The organism is Enterococcus sp. 5H, assembly GCF_028128615.1.
Classification (GTDB): Bacteria; Bacillota; Bacilli; order Lactobacillales; family Enterococcaceae; genus Enterococcus_L.
Genome location: NZ_AMDP01000019.1, coordinates 40,052 through 62,228 on the forward strand (window position 1 = coordinate 40,052; position 22,177 = coordinate 62,228).

Here is a 22,177-nt window from a genome sequence, read left to right on the forward strand (position 1 = left end):
AGAAACTATAAATGAAAAAAAAATATATCTCAATATTTATCCTAATCTTAATTATCGGATTCATCTTCTTTCTTTTCTTAAAGGAATCAAAAAAGAAAGAAGAATTTGATATCCTTGAAATTACTGAACGATGGATAACTGGTTTAAAACCAGATATCACTGGAATAGATTGGCTGAATGACAATACATGGTTATTGGTTAGTGCTAAGAGCACAAAATTACCTAAAAATTATTATGAAAGTAATAAAAGTATTGAATATGAAACAACTTCTCCTATTATTGGATTAACAAAATTAATTCTTATAAATCAAGAACGTTTTTCTCCAATGAATGGTGGGAATAAGCCTGATTTTTCTGTAACATATCAATTAGAAATATATTCAATTGAAAGACAATCAATAAAAAAAATAAAAGATATCGATTTACAAAAAAAAGTTAAAGAGATCAATAAAAATTATACAGTAGATAATATATATAGTTTTACTTATGATGAGAATTTCGTTAACTTCTCAATCCATGCAGTTAATGAAAGTTTCTATCTTGATTTATCTGATGAAAAAATATTTAAAGAAGCAGAAATGGATCAAGAAATATTAAAGAAAACTGCTGAAGCTAACCAAGTACCAAAAGAATATAAATTTATTTCAGTTACAAATTTTCAAGATAGAAAGGTCGTTGATAATAGTGGTTTTTTTGTTTCCCTAACTAACCCCAATCAACAAATCCTAATAGGAAATAAAAAAGAAAATCCAAAATCAATTGCTTTAGAAGAAAAATATCCAGAAACAAAAAAAATCTTTGACAATGATGGATTTGGTTACATTGACTATTCTCAAGCTCCTCCGTCTGCAGAAGAACTTGCTAAATTATTAGTTCCTAAAAATACAGATCCTTGGGAAGGTGTAGTCCTTGATTCTAAATATAGTACAGATAACGAGGAACACACAATCCATTCTATTGAAGACTTTTTAAAATGGTTTTCAGAAAAAGAAAATTAACAGCTTAAACTATAATAAATGTGAGGTAAAACCATGCAAAAAATTGAAGTAGGCACTATCAAAACTACGATTATATCAAACGATTTACCAGAAATTATGGAATCTATTAGTACCTCTATAACCGATGATAGTAAATCTGTCTTAGAAAATGCTATGAAACAATTAAGCAACTGTAATAAACATTTAGGAAAAAGTTTAAAACAATTGAATACTTATGTAGATAGCATGGCTGAGGCATTCGAAGAAGCAGACAAACAGGCTAGTGATTTGATGAATCAAAATACCGCTACCTTGGCTAGTAGTTCTACTAGTCCATCTGCTGGTACCAAAGGGTATTTGGCTCTAATATAACTAAAAAGTGTGGTTATCATTGTTTGTGATAACTACACTTTTTTAGCTGTACTAGCCGTATTATTTCAGAGATATCGCTAATCGTTTTGCACATAAAGGAGTTTTACTAACTGAAGAAGAAATGTTAAAAGAAATACGTAAACATTATCGTAATTTAAGCGATGAAGATATTGCAGAAGTATTAAAATATTATATGCATCAGGCAAATGAACTTTCTGGTAAAGATGTGGATAATAAGAAAGCTCTACTAGTTATCGAAAACGGGAAATACAAAGTGAAGTATGTTGATTTAGAGAATAATATCAGCTTCTTTAACTTTGAGACATCGGCTGATGCCAATCTACTCAACCCCTCTGCATCATTAGATAAGAATATAAAAGCTGGAACAGAAGGCTCTATGAGTTCAGGATTTGGTGCAAATGCATCTATGGGAGTAAATATGGTACAGGGTGATACTGGCAATATGAACTATAGTATAGGAAATGCTTCTGGTTCCGCATCAATAAATCAAAAAGGAGCTGAAGTAACCTTAGGAGCAAACTTGGCAGAATTCAATTTTGAGTATATATTTTCAGAAGATGATTTGTATCGTTATAAAGCTGGTATTGATGTAACTATTCTATCTGCAGAAATAAAAGCAAAGCTAGCAGCAGATGGAATAAAAGTAGGGACTCCTGGCTTAGTCGGGATTAGCGTATCTGGTGGGAGAATAGAATTAATAGATATCAATATAGATCTTTAAAAGTACTAAGAGAAGGGAAAGAAAAGAAAAATGACATTAAAAAAAATACTTAAATTATGTTTAATGATCTCTCTTCTAATATTTCTAAGTGGATGTGTAAGTGAGAAAATTGCTACAGATAAGGAACACAAAGAAACTGGCACTAGTGAAGGGCAAACGATTAGTAAAAAACATTTGGACATAATTGAACATGGGTATAATCTAGGGGACTACCATTTTTATATTATGGACTTTCAAAAAAAAAATCAAACAGCATCAACATCTTTACTTCAGAATTTTGATACTACCATAATAAATAATTTTGATAATTATAAAGATAGAATCTCTCAAAATAAAAAAATAGAAGTACTCCCATTTGGTATTCAATACAATTTAAGTGAAGAAACCTTAACCATAAATTACTTTTTAGTAAATAATTTCAACAAAGATATTCATTCAATTCATATAATAGGAACACCAAAATTCAAAACAATCGAGAACGTCCCACCTTTAGATATTACTTTGTCAGAGAATGAACTGGGCTTATTACCATACAAAGGGATAGTTGCATTCCCTATGAATATTTCCGCTCCGATAGAATATGAGCCTAAATTGCGAGATATTAAAGTAGCTGATTTAAGTTTCGACATCACTGACCTAGAAATTAACGGAGAAAAGGTGGACAATAATAATGAAAATTGAATGGTCAAAGTATCTACAAGAAATACCCGAATACAAACTTATGGTTGAAAACCGAGACTATATCAATGCTTGGCAAGCCTTTCTAGACCATCAAAAAACTACTCTTCCTTCTAATGAACTAGTCATTTTGGCAGGAAACATGACAATCCAAGAAGGTAATATGGTTTTAGAATATCTCTTAGTTAACCAAACAGGAAAACCAATCAAAGAAGTTGAAATAGGTGTAACACTTTCTGTTTTTGGAAAGCCTTATTTCCAAGGGCTTTTGAGAACAAATAAAAATTGTTACCAAGAGTTATCACCTAAAAATGCCAGACTTGATTTAATTGATTTTGGTAATGATCGCTACGAAGATCAAGAGATAACACCTAAAGATTATGATTTAGTTATTCATTTTTGTAGAGAAATTGAATATACTGAAAATGAAACTACGGAGACAACTGCATGAAAGTAAGTATTTCACTAAATAAACTAGATAACATGTTAAACGTTTTACTAGTAATGCAAGTAATTACTATGCTTAAAACAGTTGCTTGGGCATTATTCATTATGACGACAACTGTTGCAAGCAGTACACCGTTTGGAGGAGTAATCTTCAGATCACTCCTCCAAGGTATCATAACAATTTATTTAATTAATAAAATGAAGACTAGCCTATCTGCTATAATTGCATGGCTAATCTTTATAAGCTGTTTAGGTGTTGGCTTTGCAAGTTTAGGCTCTGTTGTGAGCCAGAACATGATTTTCTTTAACTACGGCCTTTTTGAGATTATATTAGTTATTTGCGTTATAGTATTTATGGTTAGATATTATAATTATAAAAGCGCCATTTCTAGAGCTACTGAATAAAAACATCTTTTCAAACAGTATAATAAAAAGCATATGTAAATATCGTAACTAGGATATTTACACATGTTTTTTATTTTAATCGAATTATCTCAGATATATCACTAATATCTAAGGCATCAGCTATCCTTTCAATATGCGGTAAATAGACCTTTTCTCTTTTATTATTCGCTAATTTATTAACGATTGATAGTTACCATGAAGATGTCAGCCATCAAGATATCTACTCATTACACGATCTTTTAGATCAACTCAACTCTTGGCAAAATACACTGAATCTACTAAATGATTTTTTTAGTGATAAACAAATGCCAATCAATAAAAAAAAGATCGCAAGCGATTATTATGCTTACTCCAAAATCTTCTCTTCGTTTCATAACGACTTTTCGCAAATACTACCAAAAATGGAAAAACAACTTGATGAATTAAGACAAAAAAATTTAATACGTAACTATTCGCAGAGTAAAAAATTACTATTTCGTAGTACTTTTTTACTCTTTTCTTATTTGACAAAAATTATTCTTCCTTTGTGTTATCATTAGATAGAATGTATCTTAAATTAAACTATCGTTATAAAATTTGATTTTTGCGAAACCTAGTCGCTCCGTTATGAAGTCTATGAAATTTATCCAGATTTTTCCCCCAACCAAAAGAAATTGCAAATGTTTCTAAAGAAAAAACTAATCAAGTACTAACGGACTCTAAAAGATTCCTAAGCAAAACTGTTAATACAGCGATGGATTCCAATATACACATTGGAAAATGGGCATTCGGCTAAGAATGAAGGAGAGAGGACTTTGAAAAATACTGCAGACGATTATTACTTGTTTATATTACCGCTAAAATACACATTAAATTATTCTGATATAAAAAGCATGAAGTTTTTAATCAAAGCGAGCATCATAAGTACCTTTATTTTTTTCATGTATATAAAAAAATCAAATACTGAAATATACCAAAGCTCTATAATTTTTAAAATAGCATTTTATTTTTTCATACTCATGCTTTTTATACAAGTAGCCTCCTTCTTTTTATCAAGAATAAGAACTTATGAAGCTTTTATATATTTTACAGGTGGACTTTTTCATACCTAATAATCGTAGTTGGATACAATTATTTTATTTCTAGTGAACAACTATTAACTAAAACTGACGTGTTAATTAACAAATTTTTATTTATAATTCCACTTGTTTTATTCTTATATTCTTTATTAAATATTTTATTTAAAATAAAAAACAAGGTCTCACATAAAGATTCCGAAAAATCAAAACAGCTTGAAGAGAAATATAAAAATCAAAGCATTTTATTGGAAGGAAAAAATATATTTTTATACTCAATTTTTATAGGAATAGGATCTATCGGATTATTCAATAAGAATCCTTATCTCTTATTGTTATTGTTGATATTCTGTATATACTTCATATCAATCTATTCAGCAAGATATCTAATTATTTCATTTATGAAATATAGATTCCCTAAAGAATATTCCCAAAAAAGTATTGATAAAGAGTTAGTCACAGAAAAAAGCATTCAATAATTTTTTATTTTTGTCTTTTTCTAAAATGATTATTCATTCACTATATTGTAATTAATAAAAATTGACTGTATGGCTTCCTTTATTAGTCAACAGTCTATCTTTATTAAATAATTATTTACTGCTATTTTTACAATTTTAACCTTTACTAATGTTTTTTCTAATCCGATTTCATTTATTTTAGAAAATCAGAAATTGATTTTAATCATGTATCATATTAATTTTTTATTTCTTCATTATGCTTATATAGATGCTGTTCAAGAAGACCTCAAGATAACTACTCTAAAAAAACTAGCATGGACCCACAGCAAAGTAACTACTGTTTCCATACTAGTTTTTCATCTAAATCATTCCGCTAATTCAAATAAATCCTTCGCTACTCCTGGTACTCCATTTGGATCACCATAATTTTTATGTGTTTGAGTAACAGTATAATTTTTCCCTTGGTAAGCAACTCTTTCGCCTTGGTAATACTGAACAGGTTTGGTATATGTGCCTAATTTAAATTCCAGTGCATTAGTAAATCTGCCTAAATAATCTACGTTAACATCAAACACTCCTGAAATCCCTGCAAATTCAATTTGTGAACTCCATTGCCAAGCTGCTGTATCTGAGTGTAAGAGATTATCACTTGATGGATTTTTCGGCCATTCGGCTACCCAGCTATTTTCCTTACCTAAAACATCAAACTCCAGCCAATTATTGGTGAACCAGCTTGCCATGCTGTAATGAATAACATTGCTAAATCCGCGTTTGTTCAATTGGTTTTTGAAAGCTGTTGAGGTGATTGTTACATCTGCCGGAATCATTTCAGCTTCTTCAGCATCGTTAACCATCACTGTATTTTTGTTCAAGCCTAGTTCTTCTGCAAAATCAGCAAAGTAATTGGCTTCTTCTACCGCTTTTTGTTCATCTACAAACCAAGAATAGTGATACGTAGAAACGGTTAAACCTGCTTTTTTAGCATTTTCTATTTGAATTTTAGCAAAAGGATTTTTGTACGTAGTATATTCCGTTAATTTTACCACCACACCTTTAACACCTTGGGACTTCATCATTTCAAACGATTCAACAGAAAGCTCGCCATTCCATGAAGAAATATCAATGAAATCCATTCTTGGTAACAACGTTGGATCAGATATAGAACGTTTGCTTCTAGCACCTTCTACTTTTTTCATGTTATTTCCCATGACATTGTTATTCGCTTCAGTTATATCGATATTTTGAGCACTTGCGCTCGTTGTCGCCGATAAGAAAGCTGCTCCACTTAAACCAACAAGTAATAAATTCAATAGCAATTTTTTCAATTTCTTTACCACTCTTTCTTTTAAGATTTTAAACGTTTATTTAACTACAGCTCTACATTAACATGTTTTTATAAATCATTTAGACCAAAATAGTTACTTTTTTGTCTTGATTTGAATTTTTATAAAATAACGAATTTTATTTTTTTAAGCTAAATATATAAAAAAAGCAATGTTCCATCGTAAAAATGGACGCATCGCTTTTTATTTATTCTTTCGTTATTTCATACTCTTTTTCATGTTTTAGCAACCATTTTTTCCGTTCGATTCCTCCGCCGTAGCCGCCTAAGCTGCCATCAGTTTGGATTACACGATGACAAGGAATAATAATCGCCAGTTGATTGGCTCCATTGGCATTACCGACAGCCCGCATGCCGTTAGGATTACCGATCACTGTTGCTAGTTCTTTATATGAAGACGTTTTGCCTCGTTCAATTTGTGTTAAAGCTTGCCAGACACTTTTTTGAAAATCAGACCCAAGACAGATATACGGCGTTTCAAAATGATCCAGTTTTTTCTCAAAGTATAATTCTAACTCTGTTTTGATCTGCTCATTGATCTTCGTTTTCCCAGGAACAATTGACGCATTCATTCGGTTGCGTAAACGCTCAATCTCTCGTTCTAAACCACGGCGATCAACAAATTCTAATAGGTACAAATAGTTATCATCTGCAATACTCATTATCGGTCCAAGAATTGTATCAATCCAATCAGCTGATAAAATTTTAATCTCATCAGAGTGTTTGGGATTTCTACCCATGATTTTTGAAAAGGCATCATAAAAACCACTGGGAGAATCGTACCCCACATCTAATTGCGTATCAATGCGTTTTTCACCATTTTTGATTGATTTCAAGGCCATGCCCATCCTTCTTGAGCGTGCGTACTGGACAAAGGTCATGCCGTACACTTTTTTAAATTGTCTTCTTGCTGTCATTGAATGAATGCCCAATTCAGCAAAATCTTGGTCTTTCCAGCGTTTTTCCGGGTTTTCTTCCACCAACTCTACCATTTGTTGTACCAATGGCGGAATTTCCCTTGGATAAGATAATGGTTTACAGCGTTTACACGGACGATAACCTGATAAAAGAGCTTCTTCAGCAGTTTCATAAAAAGTACAGTTTTCATATTTAGGTTTTCTCGCTGGACAAGTTGCATGGCAAAATACACCTGTTGATTTTATACCTACAAAGAAAATTCCGTCATACGTGGAATCTTTTGCTACTAAGGCTTGGTAGTATTGCTTTTTTTCTCTTTCACCAATCATAAGATCCTCTCCTTTCTAGGTTAGTTTAAGTAGTTCAATGGAATCTTGTTCCTCATACTTAGCGAAACGAGCCAATATCGAAGGATAAAATTCATCTATATCTTTATTTTCATTATAAAACAGATAGATAGCAGGACCAAAGCTGATTCTTGAAACGCCAATGTTTAAGTAGTCTGAGATTGAATCTTCCTTGATATCCAACATAATATTAATTGGTAATGTTGTTTGTGCTGCAATTTTTTTGATATGTTCTTTATTTTTTAAACCTGGTATAAAAATACCATCTATTCCTGTTTTTTCATAGGCTTTGATTCTAGTGATTGTTTGATCCAAGATCTGTTCATTTTGATTGTTTTCATTACTATCGCCAGTAAAATAGGTATCTGTCCTAACGTTGATAAACAGGTCCTTTTTAAGAGTTGCAAGCTTTTGTTTTATGTAACTAAACGTTCACTTTGTTCCTCTACAGAATAAAGTGCATCTGTATTTGATTTTTTATCTTCAATGTTAATCCCAACTACGCCACTTTTTACGATTGTCTCAATGTTCTTGGCTAACTCAGCCAAATTTGCTGCATAACCTGCTTCTATATCTACTGTGATGTAATTATTTATTGGATCCATTTGTTTTACATAATCTAGTATTTCATTAAATGGCATCTGCTCGCCATCTTGATAGCCGTAATAATCAGACATTGCGTAACTACCAGTTGGAATTAAGTTGATCTTTTGAGTGGATAACTCATGCGCGCTTGCTACATCCCAAATGTTTAATAATACAATGGGTTTATCTTTTTTATGTACTTCTCTGAAATATGCTACTTTATTTTTTTTCATTGATAATCATTCCCTTCATTTTGTATCTCTATTTTACTACTGCTTAATAGAAGGTTCTTTCGAAAAATGAACATCAATTTTTTTTACTAAATTAAAGGGATTTGTAGAAAAGGGAATTGCTGTCTTAGTATTTCTTTTCTTGAAGTTTGGGTTTATAGAATTTTATAAAGGCGGAAAAATAATGGAGGGGTTTCAAGGATAGTTATCTCGTTCGCCAAGTACTGCTCATCATCTACTCTGGCAGAGCCAATCGTAGTCCTTCAATTCTTTGAGCTTTAGCTCTTAGAAATTGATGAGATCGTAACGAAGTGTTGGAGACTATTAGAAAGGTAACTTCGCTCGACTGCGCTCGCCAAGTACTGCTCATCATCTACTCTGGCAAAGCCAATCGTAGTCCTTCAATTCTTTGAGCTTTAGCTCTTAGAAATTGATGAGATCGTAACGAAGTGTAGTGATTCGCAGCAAATACCCGCCTTCTGGGGAAAGGCGGGAAAAGGAGTTAAAAAATGAAAAAGTGTTTTGTTAGGGTTGTTTGTTTGGTATGAATATATAATAACTCTGAATTGTGACTATTTTGTGTATAAAAGTTGGTTTCTTTATTACGTTTTTTTGATAAAAAACTGAATTTGCTTTTTTACCAATTTTTGCTTATTTCAATTGTTAATCTATCATTATTTTTCTGATCTTAATAAAGCTTGAGTTGTACAGCGGAATGAACCTCCAAAAATTCGGGAGATTTCATAATCCAAGGATTCTACTTTTACCCCATAAGCTTCTAAATCTGTAATTAATTTGGTAAATGATTGATCTGTAATATAGACTGATTCATTGATCGGAAGTCCATTTGCCATTAATAGAGATGCTTCTTTTAAAGTAATATTTATTTTGTCCCAAGCATTTAATTCTTCAGGTAATCCGTCTAAAAAAGCCTCTTCGCAATAGATCATCAAACCATCTCGAACCATACTTAAAGCACAATCTAAGTGTAAGATATCTGGATGCAAGCGGATAGGAACAACTTTATAGTCCCAATGAGCTAAAAGAGCTTCCAGCCAATGGATACCAGTTAGATTACTTGCTAAACCGGAATAACCGACGAAAATAGTTTTTCCATAAACTAAAACATCACCGCCTTCTAAAAATGGTCCTACTTCACTTTCTGGTCCATCTGAAATATCAGGTTGAGGCGCTGCTAAATAGAAAGCTTCTGAATGATTCGATTCAGTCAGCAAAATGTCTCGAATTGGTAATATTTCTAAACGTCGGTGAGCAAATCGTAAATTTCCTTCAACGATAAAATTTCCCACAGTAAAAAAAGGATCTCTTGAAAAGAAATTGGCATAGCCAGTACCTGATTCTTTCCCTACCGTTTTTTCGTATTCCGATAACATTCGTGGTCTGATCACTTCTACACCATAAGAAGTTAGTAATTGTTCCATTCGTACCTTTTCAAGTTCCCATTTTTCTTGCATTTCGGGATAAAGTTCAGCTATGTCTCCAGCTTTGTTACTGAATAAATTAAGATTTGTTTCAGATAAAAAATTTGTGTCTAAGTTTTGATTTTCATCAGGGATGTAAAATTGTGACTGAGCTAAAACAACTCTTTTCAATGGTGCAAATTCACTTTCTACAAAATTGGTTTTCACTTATTCTCACTCCAATTATAGTTGGTTAATTCTTGTTATAATAAGGTTTTTGCAAAGAAAATGTTTCACATGAAACAAAAAATATTTTAAATAATTTCACCAGTGATTATTTTTAGTTTCGCAAGTAAAGAAGAAATAATATCTAGTTCTTTTTGGTCTACTTCTGAATATTTTTGACCGACTATCTGTGCTCGCTCCTTTTTAACTAAAGAACACATCATACTCAGTTCAGCAGAATCCAGTTCAGATAAATAAGCTTGGTTAGGTTCAGAAAATGCTAGTGCTTCAATTTCAAGTGTCGTTGGATCTCTCCGCAAACTAGTTCTAACTTGGCATCCATTTGAAAAAGTAATTAATTCCACGTAAAAATATTCGGAAAAGGTGATTGGTTTGCGATCGAAAACAACTGTGCCATCACCGAATACTCCAAGTATATTTTCAATGAAGGTTGAGAGTGCTGTACCGATATTTAATTGTTTTGAAAAAGTCTTTGAAAGTAATAATTTTTCATTTATCATATTTTTACCCCTTCATTCTTGTTACTTTTAATTATAATTAAACTTTTATTCAAAACAAATAAAACGATACTTTATTGCGTTATTTACTTTCAAGTATTACTCTAAAAAATAAAAAACAAAAAAGAGCTCAGTTACAAGCTCCGTAAAATTGCAATCGCTAACTCTGTTACAGAACGCGATTGCATATGTTTATGTATGACCCCACAACTTACCAAAGCAACCAATAACGACTAGTGACAAAAGAATAAGGGTACTCTTTTCCACACAACTCACCTCACAATATGTTTTGAAAACCAAAGTGACAAGCTCCCATATTAGGTTAGTAAAGATTGCATCATACATTATTTTTTTAAAAGACTGGAATCGAACCAGTTTGTGGGGTATGTATACTTTTTTATTTCAGTAAATAGTAGCACGTATGTTATTATTCTTCAATTAATTATATATCAAAAAGAAATGAAATAATAGAAATGTATATAGATATTTCTACTATTTCTCAATCACACAAGAGAGCGAGGCGAAATAGCCGAAAAAATTTTACAATACATGGCTTTTTAAAAAAGTTTATTCAATACAATTGGGGTTTATATTGAACAACTCAGAACTACTGCTACATCAACGTTTTGAGGTTGTACCTTCGCTATCTTGCCTTGTTCGATATATTCGGTACTTTCACAGCCACTACTAGGCATTACGCATCATACAAGCATTTTAAAACAAAAAATAACCTAAATTTTACCAGTATACACCACTGAGAAAATATTTTTCTTAGTCAAAATCTTAGTCAAAAATATATCAATTACCACGAGCAAAATAAAAAACTCCTCTTTTCAGAAAAGCTTTTTACTTTATTTTTAAATATTATTTATCTAATCTGTTTTAAGTAATCGGCTTAGAATCACTAGCTTGATTTCCTTCAACATTAGAACTAGAAATTATCGATGCATATTGAACAAGCTTTAAACATTAGTGTATGAACGTTTTAAGGTTGTACCTTTGCTATCGATATACTCGAATAGTTAAATACCTAATAATCATGAATATTGATTCATAGATTTTTATATAAGGTTTATACTAAAACGAATCACGTATATTTTATATATTCTGTATTCAATTTTAACGGTTAGCTGGAGGCATTTAAAAATATTTAATCATTGATATAAATTTCAAGAAAATAGCTGTTTTTGCCTATATCTCAAAAAATATCATGTTAAGAAATAAGCTCTTATTTGTTTTTTATATCTTCTTGGTTTATTGTTTCTTTTTTTGAGGTCTGTGCTAATAACTTTGGTTACTTCTAAATCTGGTCTATTTTTGCAAGCTTCATCAAGACTATAAAATTTATTTTCTTGCCATTTCCAATATTCGCATGCATAATACATCTGTCCATTTTTCGGATCATGATAACTCTTATTCATTCTTCTTTTAGTCTTCAATAATTTTTTTATTAATTTATCTTCTTTATATACTTTGACATCATCTAATTTTCTTAGTGCAAACAAAATTAGTTTCTCTATCAAAAATCCAACCAACACTAATGCCATTAATACGATAATAGCAACAATGATAATCTTGGTTATTCCCCACTCATTAATCTTATTCATAATCTCATCCATCAAAACGCCTCCTTTTATATTTATTTCATTATAACAAAAATAAACAACAAAATATACTTTTAAAAAAATGCAATTTCCCCTCTTTTTTACACTTATTTTTTGAAGTTAAATACTGTTATATCAATGTTTATATCTAAAAAAAGCTCATTTACAAAACGATAGTTCTGCGAAGGAAGGGCTGTATCGTTCCTTCCTTTCAATTTGTGACCACTATAGAGGGAAGGGAAGATCGTGCATAAGTACTCACATCTTCGGAGTTGACCCCATCCACCAATATCCCGTTCAACAAGTTTGATTGAAAATATTGGGATCAGGAACATTATAAACATTGATATAAAGGGAAAAAGAGATGCTCTTTCAAAAAGAACACCTCTCTACTTATCTACCTTATAGTTATTATCTTTCTATGCTATTTTCTACTAAATTAGGAAAAAAATATACCTAAACACCACTCACTTAATCACTATTTTTACTTGATATCATCAAGAATAATGAAGTGTGGTTCATGAATCGTTTGTACATCTACACGCAAGTAAGCACGAAGCTTATACTTAAGGTTACTGAACGCATCACCAGTAACACAAGTAACTCCTATCGTCACACCAGTACGGAAACCATATCATAGCCTAGTAAAGCCACCTACTACCGCAAAAATTCCATCGTTCTTAGTTCCTAAGTCGTTTGGTACTTGTGTAGCTGTAAGCTTATGCGTTGAGTTCTCATAGTTTACCTATAAACAAATGCTTCGGTACTTTTTGAAAATGGTGCTAGTATCAAGGATGTTTCACAAAAGTTGTGTCACAAGTCAACTAAGATCAAAACGGATATTTATATCAAAGTGACTAAGGCGAAATAAAATGATGCTGAAAATTTTCCAAACTATATGTCATTTTAAAAAACCCTATTCAATACCCTACTTAAAAATATGGTGGTTTATATTGAACCAGCTGAAACCTTATGGTTACTCACTTTTAGAAGTCGTTTTCGCTATCTTCCCTTGTTCGATATAAACCATCAAAATACTCAAATCAGCTGGATTCACTCCACTAATACGGCTTGCTTGAGCAATGGTTTCTGGTTGAATTTTTTGTAATTTTTGTTTTGCTTCTGTAGCTAAACCATTAATCGCTTCATAATCAATATTTTCTGGAATACGTTTTGCTTCCATACGTTTTAATTTTTCAACTTTATCTAAGGCTTTTTTGATATAACCTTCATATTTTAGTTGAATTTCTACCTGTTCAATAACTTTTTCGTCTAATGTTTCTTCCGAATTTGGAATAAATTGTAGGACCTCGTGATAAGTCATTTCCGGGCGTTTTAAAAAGTCGCTGGCAAGTACGCCATCTTTTAATGGAACTGAGCCTTTTGCTTCTAAAAATGCTTGTACATCTGCTGTAGGCTTCACTCTAACTGAACTTAAGCGGGCGATTTCTGTTTCTACAGCTTTTTTCTTTTCTAAGTATGCGTTATATCGGTCTTCTTTGACTAAGCCAATCTCATGTCCTTGTTCAGTCAAACGTAAATCAGCATTGTCATGGCGCAAAATCAAACGGTATTCTGCTCTTGATGTCAGTAAACGATAAGGTTCATTAGTTCCCTTTGTTACTAAGTCATCAATCATCACTCCGATATAACCATCACTGCGTTTCATCACAAAAGGCTCTTTTTCTTGAACTTTTAAGGCAGCATTGATTCCGGCGATCAAGCCTTGACCCGCTGCTTCTTCGTAGCCGCTAGTCCCATTTGTTTGTCCAGCTGTAAACAAGTTCTCAATGACCTTTGTTTCTAAGGTTGGACGTAATTGGTGAGGTACAACAACATCGTATTCAATTGCATAACCCGTCCGCATCATCTCAGCTTTTTCTAAGCCTGCTATTGAGTGTAAAATGTCCGTCTGAACATCTTCCGGTAAAGATGTAGACAATCCTTGTACGTATACTTCTTCTGTATTTAAGCCTTCAGGTTCTAAAAATAATTGATGGCGAGGCTTATCAGAAAAACGAACTATTTTATCTTCGATTGATGGACAATAACGGGCGCCGACACCTTCGACAATCCCTGTAAACATCGGTGCACGGTGTAAGTTGTCTTGAATAATTTCGTGAGTTCCTTCGTTAGTATAGGTCAACCAGCATGAACGTTGATCTAAGTTATAGGCACTGTCAGGTGTGCTAAAACTAAAGTGATTTGGTTTTTCATCTCCGGGCTGTTCTTCTGTAACTGAATAATCAATGGTACTTGATTTTACACGTGGTGGTGTTCCTGTTTTAAAACGATCCATTTCAAGACCTAATTCTTTTAAGTGATCCGCTAAACCGATTGACGGCAATGAGTTATTAGGACCAGAAGAATATTTTAATTCACCGATAATGATTTCACCACGTAGTGCAGTTCCAGCCGTTATAATGACCGCTTTACTATGATATTGTGCCCCTGTTGTTGTAACAACACCTTGACAGATACCGTCTTCAACAATTAAACGTTCTACGATTCCTTGACGCAAGGATAAATTATCTGTGCGTTCGATTGTATGTTTCATTTCTGTTGCGTAAGCATGCTTGTCTGCTTGGGCGCGCAACGCGCGAACGGCAGGCCCTTTTCCTGTGTTCAGCATCCGCATTTGGATGTATGTTTTGTCTATATTATGACCCATTTCACCGCCTAGTGCATCGATCTCTCTTACGACAACACCTTTTGCTGGTCCGCCGACAGAAGGATTACATGGCATAAATGCAACCATATCTAAATTAATGGTTAAAAGTAATGTTTTACTGCCCATTCGAGCTGAGGCTAAAGCGGCTTCTGAGCCAGCATGACCTGCGCCAACGACAATAACATCATAAGATTCTGCTTTAAATTGATTCATCGACTCTTCCTCTCTATTTTCCTAAACAAAATTGACTAAACAATTGTGTGATTAATTCGTCTTGCACGCTATCTCCAACAATTTCACCTAAAAAGTCCCAGCAACGTGTCATATCCATTTGAACTAAATCAACTGGCATACCTGCTTCTATTCCGCGAATCACTTCGTCTAAAGCTAATGCAGCTTGATCTAATAGAGCGATATGTCGTGTGTTTGAAACGTAAGTAGCATCTTTTTCGCCTGTTTGTCCACCAAAGAATAGATCTGCGATTTTAAGCTCCAGCTGCTCCATTCCTGTATTGGATAAAACGGAGACTGGTAAAATTTCTTCATCACTAACTAATTGGTCTAACTCTTCCCGGTCTAATTTTGATGGTAAATCCATTTTATTTAATAGGATCACACGTTTTAAACCATCAGTCGCTGCTAATAATTGTTTATCCTCTTCGGTTAAGGATTCGTTTTGGTTTAGCACCAGTAATATTAAATCTGATTCCGCCAATGCTTTACGGCTACGTTCCACACCGATACGTTCAACAATATCTTCTGTTTCACGAATTCCGGCAGTATCGATCAGTTTCAAAGGTACACCACGAACATTAACATACTCTTCAATTACGTCTCGAGTTGTTCCGGCGATATCTGTCACAATCGCTTTTTCTTCCTGTAATAAATGATTGAGCAAACTTGATTTCCCAACGTTTGGTCGACCAATAATTGCCGTACTCAAGCCTTCTCGCAAGATTTTCCCTTGTTTAGCAGTGGTTAACAATCCCTCGATCTGCGCTTTAACAAAACCAGCTTTTTCAAGTAATAATTTTGTCGTTAATTCTTCTACATCATCGTATTCTGGATAATCAATATTTACTTCTACTTGTGCTAAGGTTTCCAGAATCTCTTGTCTAAGTGAGCGAATCAATGAAGATAAGTTTCCGTCTAATTGATCCAGTGCCACATGCATTGCTTTATCTGTTTTTGCTCGAATAAGATCCATGACAGCTTCTGCTTGAGATAAATCCATTCGTCCATTTAAAAAGGCTCTTTTCGTAAATTCGCCTGGTTCAGCTAAACGTGCCCCTTCTCTTAAAAGTAGCTGCAATAACTGATTAACAACTACAATTCCTCCATGACAGTTAATTTCAACAACGTCTTCCCGCGTAAATGTTTTGGGCGCCCGCATGACTGAGACCATCACTTCATCTAGCAAACTATCATCTTTTGGATCAAAAATATATCCATAATGAATCGTATGTGTAGGAACATCCAGTAATTGTTTATTGCCTGAACGATAAACTTTCGCTGCAATTGAGATCGCTTCGTCCCCACTTAAACGGACAATGCTAATTGCTCCTTCACCTGGTGGCGTGGAAATAGCTGCAATTGTATCAAATTCTAGTGTAACTTGTTGCATGATTGACTTCCTTTCTTTGTTCAGCTGAAATGAACATTTACTGGTGCTTTTAAGTTAATTTCGCTAGTATTTTAGATTCTAATTAACACAATAAAACTATGTAAAAACAGTTTTTGGCTACAAAAAAAGCGCCCACTCCACCCTTATTTTTTCAGGTTGGATCTAGCACTTTCACTGCATCAATTCCTATTAATTTCTTGACATAGAATAGCATATTTTTTTTATTTTCGCAACACTGTTTACTTATTATACACGGTCTTTAGCTTTGCATTTATTCTGTATTATCAGTAAAATTAGGATACTAAGAAGGGGAGGTCTTTATTATGAGACGAGCAAAAAAAGATGGGTTTTCAGAACAAGAAATGGAAAATCGAATAGATGCTATTACATTATCTACTGGAAATGTGAATAAAAAATATATCCTTCGCGACATCGTTTTTGCAACAGATCGAATTGAAACAGACTTATTTTCACCAGAAGTTAATCCGAATGATGTGTTCAGTGGTGTCTATCGCCAATTGAAAGTGATCGCTTTTGAATACGAAGCAGATGCGGTGATTAATTGTCACTTTGAAGAAAAATATGTTGAGTATCAAGGTAAGTGGGTAGTAGAAATATTTGCGTACGGTACTGTTGTTCAGTTTACACAAACTAACATTGGTTAATTAAAATAGAAAACAGGAAAAGCGATTGCTGACTTTTTCTGTTTTTTTTATTTTGGTTTATCTAATCTATTAAAAAACAACAAAAAAACCTGATCCTAAAAGAACCAGGCTGGAAGAAGCACGAATGCTTCAACTACTTTATCATCGTATTTTTGTACGTTGATAAGAATGATTTCGTATTAAAATATACTTTGTTTGGGTCAGTTTGTCAATGTATTTTTGATTGATCTTTAGAAACTAAAATGAAAAAAGTAGAATTGGCACATAACTCTCTGAGTGATATCTACGCCAACGAAAATCCGAATAAACGGTGTGAAAAGTCACACTCTTTAGCTATAATTAAAAACGTTTTTTCGCTGGTTCAATCACCAAGTAGCGATATGGCTCGTCACCTTCTGAATGCGTTTGAATATATTCATCTTTGCTTAAAGTAAAATGAATTTGCTTTCTTTCAAATGCAGGCATTGGTTCAAGAAAAACCGGACGACCTGTTTGTTTAACTTTTTCAGCTGTTCTTTCTGCTAAACGTTGTAAAATAGCTTGGCGTTTTTCACGGTAATCGCCAACATTAACAACAACTGACAATTTATTAGTTGCCACACGGTGAACAAATACTTGTGCTAAATATTGAAGAGCATTCAAGACTTTTCCATGTTTACCTATCAATATTCCTTGTTTCTCCGTATCCAAATGGAAAATTAAAAGCCCATCTTTACGCTCTAATCGAACAAATGCAGGTGCGTTTAGTTCTTTTGAAATATTAGTCAAGTAAAGAGCTAATTCCGTGATTGCTTCTTCGTCTTCCAGATTTTCCAAGACTCTCGCTTCGGAAGGTTCAGAATCGGTTACATTAACAGAAATCAACTCTTCAACGGCTGCTTCTGCTTTAACTTCCTCATCTGACACAATGATCTCTTCGACTGTTTCTTCAACTGCTTCTGAAATTTGTTCACTAACTGTAGGCTCAATGGAGACTTTTGCAAGCTTTTTGCCAAACCCTAAGAATCCTTTCTTAGCATCAGCAATCACCTTGATCTCTACATCTTCTCTGGATAAATTTAGTGTACGTAAGCCCTTAGTTGTTGCTTCTTCGATTGTGTTTCCCTCATAAACCGGCATCTGGAAAACCTCCTTTTATTTTTTCTTATTCTTTTTCTTAGGATTTTGTGCTTTTTTCAACGCTTTTTCGCGATCTTTTACACGTTGTTCTGCTTCAGCACGTTCTCTGCGAATTTTGAATGGATTATTCAGCAATAATGTTTGTCCTACTTGGAATGCATTTGAAACTACCCAGTAAAGTGACAAACCACTGGCTAAGTTCATCCCCATTACAAAAATCATTACAGGCATAACGAAGTTCATAATTTTTAATGAAGCATTTGATTCGATTTGACTCATACTTGTTAAGTAGCTGCTGGCAAAAGTAAATGCTGCTGCTAGAATCGGTAAAATTAAATACGGGTCAGGCTGACCTAAATTCAACCATAAAAAGCTTCCTTGTTTTAATTCCGGTACCCGAGAAATAGATTGATACAGTGCCATCATGATTGGCATTTGAATTAATAACGGTAAACATCCTGCATAAGGATTTACATTGTTTTCGGCATATAATTTTTGTTGCTCTTCTCTAAATAGACGTTGTGTTTCCGGGTCTTTTGATGAATATTCTTTTTGAAGTGCTTTTAATTTTGGTTGTAACTCTTGTGTTTTGCGCATGCTTTTCGTTTGAAAATGCATAAGTGGTAATAAAATAATCCGAATCACTAATGTAAATAGGATAATCCCAACACCTGTATTCGCTGAAATGGATAAAAACTTAATCGCTTCAGCAAAGTAATAGACAATATAACGATCCCAAATTCCTGTACTATCCTGATTGATAGGGGCTGTTCCACAGGCTGATAAAACAAAAACAAGCGTTACCAAACCTGCCATCAATAATAAGCGTTTATACTTCTTCACAAAACTGTTCCTCTCTTATTTCAAAATTTTTGCAAGTTTTAAAACATGTGTTACATTACGATGAATTTCTTCTGATGTTAAAGCTTCTACTCCCGGTCTAGCAATTATGATAAAATCACAAGTCGGTTCAATTGAATTTTTCAATTGATAAATCGATGTCCGGACTTTACGCTTCACAGCATTTCGATTAACAGCATTCCCAATTTTTTTACCTACGGAAATTCCTACACGAAAATGCTTTTGTTCCGGTTTTTCCAATACGTAGACAATAAATCTTCGATTGGCACATGACTGTTTATGCTGAAACACCTTTTGAAAATCTTTTTCTTTTTTTACTCTATAGGATTTCTTCATCTGCATCCCTTTGTTTCTTTCTGTCTTTCTATTTTACTCACTCTACAATAATAGCATATTTAAGTCATTTTTTTCCAAATTTCAGGGAAAATATCCAGAGATTTCGAGAATTATGACCCTAGTTTCATATATTATCATTCTTTCATCTTTTTTTCACTTTATTTCTTGTATACTAAGGTAGTTTTGGCTTTCTTCTAAACGATTTAGGATAAATGAATTATACTTGAGACCAAGATAAAAGTGTTTAGCTCCAAGAAAGTAATGTGATCGGAGAGAAGTGGTGCAGTTACTTTTCTCGTCATTTATTCCGATCTAGTGAGTAACCGCTAAGTTCTGTCAGACCAAATCATATGGGTCTCAATAAAAGAACCCTTTATTATGTTCACAGAAATGTTGTGAAGATAATAAAGGGTTCTTATTCTAATTCATTAATTGGCATTACCATAAATTAAGCAGAGATAACTTTTCTGCCTTTACGACGTCTGCTAGCTAATACACGACGACCGTTTTTAGTGCTCATGCGTTTACGGAATCCGTGAACTTTTTGACGTTTGCGTTTGTTTGGTTGATACGTTCTTTTCATCTTTGTTCCACCTCCTGAAATTGTAACTATCCATCAATACATAGACATACTTTGATAGTATACCTAGTAATGGGTAGGTTTGTCAATAAAATTTCAGGAATTAATTTTGTTGAAATCATCAGAAAGTTATCCACAAAAATAAAAAAACTGGGAAAAGCTGTGGATAGTTATTTTTAAGTTCTCAACTCATTTTTAATTAAATCCTCACTTTTACACAAAAAAACAGGTTGTTAAAAAGTTATGCACATCTCATTTTTGTTTTGTGCATAACTTTAAAAAAAGCTTATGTTTTCTGCATTTGTTTTACAGAGTTGCTTGTGGATAAACAAAAAATGACTAAGTAATCCACCACTTCTTTCCGCTCTGTGGATAAGTTTATCGACATTTGTGAATTTTTTTTCCACAATTCACAATTTGCCTGTGGAAAAAGCTGCGAAAAAATGCTAAAATTCTATTTGCGTATCTATTTATATTCGTTCTGCTTTTTTATATAGAAAAATTTTTTTAAGGAGGCCGCCTCATGCCCGATATGGAAAGTTTCTGGAGAGATCTGGAAGATGCTTACCAATCAGCTTTGTCTGCACCGAGTTTTGATGCTTGGATAAAAACAACACAACCACTAAAATTGGAAAATAATCAATTATGGTTAGAAGTTCCTTCTGCTGTTCATAAAGACTATTGGGAAAAAAATTTAGCTGCGAAAATCGTCGAAACTGGTTTTAAATTGACTGGCGCTGAAGTAATGCCTCACTTTGTTGTAACTGGTGAAAAAGAACCTATGATGGTTCAACAAGAGGAAAAAGAACCTGTTACACAAGAGAAAATTGCAGAGCACGGTAAAAAAGCTCTATTAAATCCTAAGTATTCTTTTGACACTTTCGTGATAGGTAAAGGAAATCAAATGGCTCACGCTGCCGCTTTAGTTGTTGCAGAAGATCCCGGTTCCATCTACAATCCGCTATTCTTTTACGGTGGTGTTGGTTTAGGTAAAACCCATTTGATGCACGCAATTGGTCATCAGATGTTGCAAAATCGACCAGATGCTAAAGTTAAATATGTCAGCAGTGAAACTTTTACTAATGAGTTCATCAATTCGATTCAAACGAAGAATTCGGAGCAATTCAGAAAAGAATATCGTAATGTTGATTTACTTTTAGTAGATGATATTCAATTTTTGGCTGAAAAAGAAGCAACTTTGGAAGAATTTTTCCATACCTTCAATGATTTGTATAATGAAAACAAACAAATCGTATTGACGAGTGATCGACCGCCTAACGATATTCCTAAATTGCCGGAGCGTTTAGTTTCTCGTTTTGCTTGGGGGTTATCTGTTGACATTACACCGCCTGATTTAGAAACTCGGATTGCTATTTTACGGAAAAAAGCTGATGCAGAACGTCTTGAAATCCCAGATGATACCTTGAGCTACATTGCTGGTCAGATTGATTCCAACATCCGGGAATTAGAAGGTGCTTTAGTTCGAGTACAGGCTTTTGCTACAATAAATGGTGAAGATATTACAACAAGCCTAGCAGCTGATGCATTAAAGTCATTGAAATCTGTCGGTTCTAAAAACCACTTATCGATTTTACAAATTCAAGAGGAAGTGGCAAAGTATTATCATATTCAACTAAAAGACCTAAAAGGCAAGAAACGAGTAAAATCAATTGTTGTTCCCCGACAAATTTCTATGTATCTTTCTAGGGAAATGACCGATAACTCGTTACCAAAAATTGGTGCAGAGTTCGGCGGAAAAGATCACACAACTGTAATTCATGCCCATGAAAAAATTCAACAACTAATGGAAAAAGACCCTGCGATTCAAAAAGAAGTGGGCGAAATCAAAAACTTACTTAATTCCTAGCTTGTGGATAAAAAAGCCAAAAACAAAAAAGTTTTCCACAGCTTATACACAGGTGGAAAACTTTGCTATTATTTCATTTCCAGACTTTTCCACAGAATTAACAGGACCTACTACTTTTATTATTTATTTA

At 33.4% G+C, this 22,177-nt stretch carries 21 protein-coding genes and 1 pseudogene; 8 read left to right on the forward strand and 14 right to left on the reverse strand.

The features are described 5' to 3' along the window. Nucleotides 1-11: 11 nt before the first annotated feature. From C240_RS06285 to C240_RS06310, 6 genes are all read left to right on the forward strand, one after another. A complete protein-coding gene (locus C240_RS06285) occupies nucleotides 12-998 on the forward strand; it encodes a hypothetical protein (protein WP_271492427.1) in 987 nt (328 codons plus the stop codon). A gap of 33 nt (nucleotides 999-1,031) precedes the next feature. Next, nucleotides 1,032-1,349: a hypothetical protein gene (locus C240_RS06290; protein ID WP_271492429.1), complete on the forward strand. Its 318-nt coding sequence runs from the start codon at nucleotides 1,032-1,034 to the stop codon at nucleotides 1,347-1,349. A gap of 121 nt (nucleotides 1,350-1,470) precedes the next feature. After that, complete coding sequence (locus C240_RS06295) at nucleotides 1,471-2,091, forward strand: hypothetical protein (RefSeq protein ID WP_271492430.1); 621 nt, start codon at nucleotides 1,471-1,473, stop codon at nucleotides 2,089-2,091. A 30-nt stretch (nucleotides 2,092-2,121) separates the two neighbouring features. Further along, entirely contained in the window at nucleotides 2,122-2,772 is a 651-nt protein-coding gene (locus tag C240_RS06300; RefSeq protein ID WP_271492432.1) for a hypothetical protein, read from the forward strand. After that, entirely contained in the window at nucleotides 2,762-3,220 is a 459-nt protein-coding gene (locus C240_RS06305) for a hypothetical protein (protein WP_271492434.1), read from the forward strand. Before C240_RS06300 ends, C240_RS06305 begins: the two co-directional genes overlap by 11 nt. Continuing rightward, nucleotides 3,217-3,621, forward strand: a complete 405-nt coding sequence (locus C240_RS06310) for a hypothetical protein (protein ID WP_271492436.1) — start codon at nucleotides 3,217-3,219, stop codon at nucleotides 3,619-3,621. The genes C240_RS06305 and C240_RS06310 overlap by 4 nt, the downstream gene beginning before the upstream one ends. Before the next feature lie 70 nt (nucleotides 3,622-3,691). Here the strand turns inward: C240_RS06310 and C240_RS06315 are convergent. From C240_RS06315 to mnmE, 10 genes and pseudogenes are all read right to left on the reverse strand, one after another. Then, a pseudogene (locus C240_RS06315) lies at nucleotides 3,692-3,808 on the reverse strand (helix-turn-helix domain-containing protein); the annotation flags it as partial. 1,691 nt (nucleotides 3,809-5,499) lie between these two features. Continuing rightward, nucleotides 5,500-6,459 carry a GH25 family lysozyme gene (locus C240_RS06320; RefSeq protein WP_271492438.1) on the reverse strand — a complete coding sequence of 320 codons (960 nt, stop codon included), beginning with the start codon at nucleotides 6,457-6,459 and terminating at the stop codon, nucleotides 5,500-5,502. Between the two features lie 205 nt (nucleotides 6,460-6,664). After that, the gene (locus tag C240_RS06325; protein WP_271492440.1) at nucleotides 6,665-7,723 is read right to left on the reverse strand and encodes a bifunctional transcriptional activator/DNA repair enzyme AdaA; all 1,059 of its coding nucleotides are present in this window, start codon (nucleotides 7,721-7,723) and stop codon (nucleotides 6,665-6,667) included. 15 nt (nucleotides 7,724-7,738) lie between these two features. Beyond that, nucleotides 7,739-8,161, reverse strand: coding sequence for an isocitrate lyase/phosphoenolpyruvate mutase family protein (locus tag C240_RS06330; RefSeq protein WP_333908804.1), 423 nt, complete (start codon nucleotides 8,159-8,161; stop codon nucleotides 7,739-7,741). Further along, nucleotides 8,158-8,559 carry an isocitrate lyase/phosphoenolpyruvate mutase family protein gene (locus tag C240_RS06335; RefSeq protein WP_271492441.1) on the reverse strand — a complete coding sequence of 134 codons (402 nt, stop codon included), beginning with the start codon at nucleotides 8,557-8,559 and terminating at the stop codon, nucleotides 8,158-8,160. The genes C240_RS06330 and C240_RS06335 overlap by 4 nt, the downstream gene beginning before the upstream one ends. A gap of 671 nt (nucleotides 8,560-9,230) precedes the next feature. Beyond that, nucleotides 9,231-10,205, reverse strand: coding sequence for a dimethylarginine dimethylaminohydrolase family protein (locus C240_RS06340; RefSeq protein WP_271492443.1), 975 nt, complete (start codon nucleotides 10,203-10,205; stop codon nucleotides 9,231-9,233). An 86-nt stretch (nucleotides 10,206-10,291) separates the two neighbouring features. Further along, nucleotides 10,292-10,723 carry a hypothetical protein gene (locus C240_RS06345; protein ID WP_271492446.1) on the reverse strand — a complete coding sequence of 144 codons (432 nt, stop codon included), beginning with the start codon at nucleotides 10,721-10,723 and terminating at the stop codon, nucleotides 10,292-10,294. Between the two features lie 1,205 nt (nucleotides 10,724-11,928). Continuing rightward, complete coding sequence (locus C240_RS06350) at nucleotides 11,929-12,339, reverse strand: hypothetical protein (protein ID WP_271492448.1); 411 nt, start codon at nucleotides 12,337-12,339, stop codon at nucleotides 11,929-11,931. A gap of 961 nt (nucleotides 12,340-13,300) precedes the next feature. After that, nucleotides 13,301-15,208: a tRNA uridine-5-carboxymethylaminomethyl(34) synthesis enzyme MnmG gene (mnmG, locus tag C240_RS06355; RefSeq protein ID WP_271492450.1), complete on the reverse strand. Its 1,908-nt coding sequence runs from the start codon at nucleotides 15,206-15,208 to the stop codon at nucleotides 13,301-13,303. A 13-nt stretch (nucleotides 15,209-15,221) separates the two neighbouring features. Further along, entirely contained in the window at nucleotides 15,222-16,619 is a 1,398-nt protein-coding gene (gene mnmE / locus C240_RS06360) for a tRNA uridine-5-carboxymethylaminomethyl(34) synthesis GTPase MnmE (RefSeq protein ID WP_271492452.1), read from the reverse strand. A gap of 323 nt (nucleotides 16,620-16,942) precedes the next feature. On the opposite strand from mnmE, the gene C240_RS06365 reads away from it, so the two are divergent. Next, nucleotides 16,943-17,284, forward strand: coding sequence for a hypothetical protein (locus C240_RS06365; RefSeq protein WP_271492454.1), 342 nt, complete (start codon nucleotides 16,943-16,945; stop codon nucleotides 17,282-17,284). 339 nt (nucleotides 17,285-17,623) lie between these two features. Here the strand turns inward: C240_RS06365 and jag are convergent, their stop codons facing one another. The 4 genes from jag to rpmH all read right to left on the reverse strand — a co-directional run bounded on the left by jag (nucleotide 17,624) and on the right by rpmH (nucleotide 20,183). Continuing rightward, nucleotides 17,624-18,403: an RNA-binding cell elongation regulator Jag/EloR gene (jag, locus tag C240_RS06370; protein ID WP_271492456.1), complete on the reverse strand. Its 780-nt coding sequence runs from the start codon at nucleotides 18,401-18,403 to the stop codon at nucleotides 17,624-17,626. A 15-nt stretch (nucleotides 18,404-18,418) separates the two neighbouring features. Further along, nucleotides 18,419-19,246 (reverse strand): YidC/Oxa1 family membrane protein insertase, encoded by an 828-nt coding sequence (locus C240_RS06375; RefSeq protein ID WP_271492458.1) that lies wholly within the window; start codon nucleotides 19,244-19,246, stop codon nucleotides 18,419-18,421. 15 nt (nucleotides 19,247-19,261) lie between these two features. Next, nucleotides 19,262-19,600: a ribonuclease P protein component gene (rnpA, locus tag C240_RS06380; protein WP_271492460.1), complete on the reverse strand. Its 339-nt coding sequence runs from the start codon at nucleotides 19,598-19,600 to the stop codon at nucleotides 19,262-19,264. A 448-nt stretch (nucleotides 19,601-20,048) separates the two neighbouring features. After that, entirely contained in the window at nucleotides 20,049-20,183 is a 135-nt protein-coding gene (rpmH, locus tag C240_RS06385) for a 50S ribosomal protein L34 (protein ID WP_002356012.1), read from the reverse strand. Nucleotides 20,184-20,703: 520 nt separating this feature from the next. Between rpmH and dnaA the strand changes: the two genes are divergently transcribed. Beyond that, nucleotides 20,704-22,047 (forward strand): chromosomal replication initiator protein DnaA, encoded by a 1,344-nt coding sequence (gene dnaA, locus C240_RS06390; RefSeq protein WP_271492821.1) that lies wholly within the window; start codon nucleotides 20,704-20,706, stop codon nucleotides 22,045-22,047. The last annotated feature ends 130 nt before the right edge of the window (nucleotides 22,048-22,177 follow it).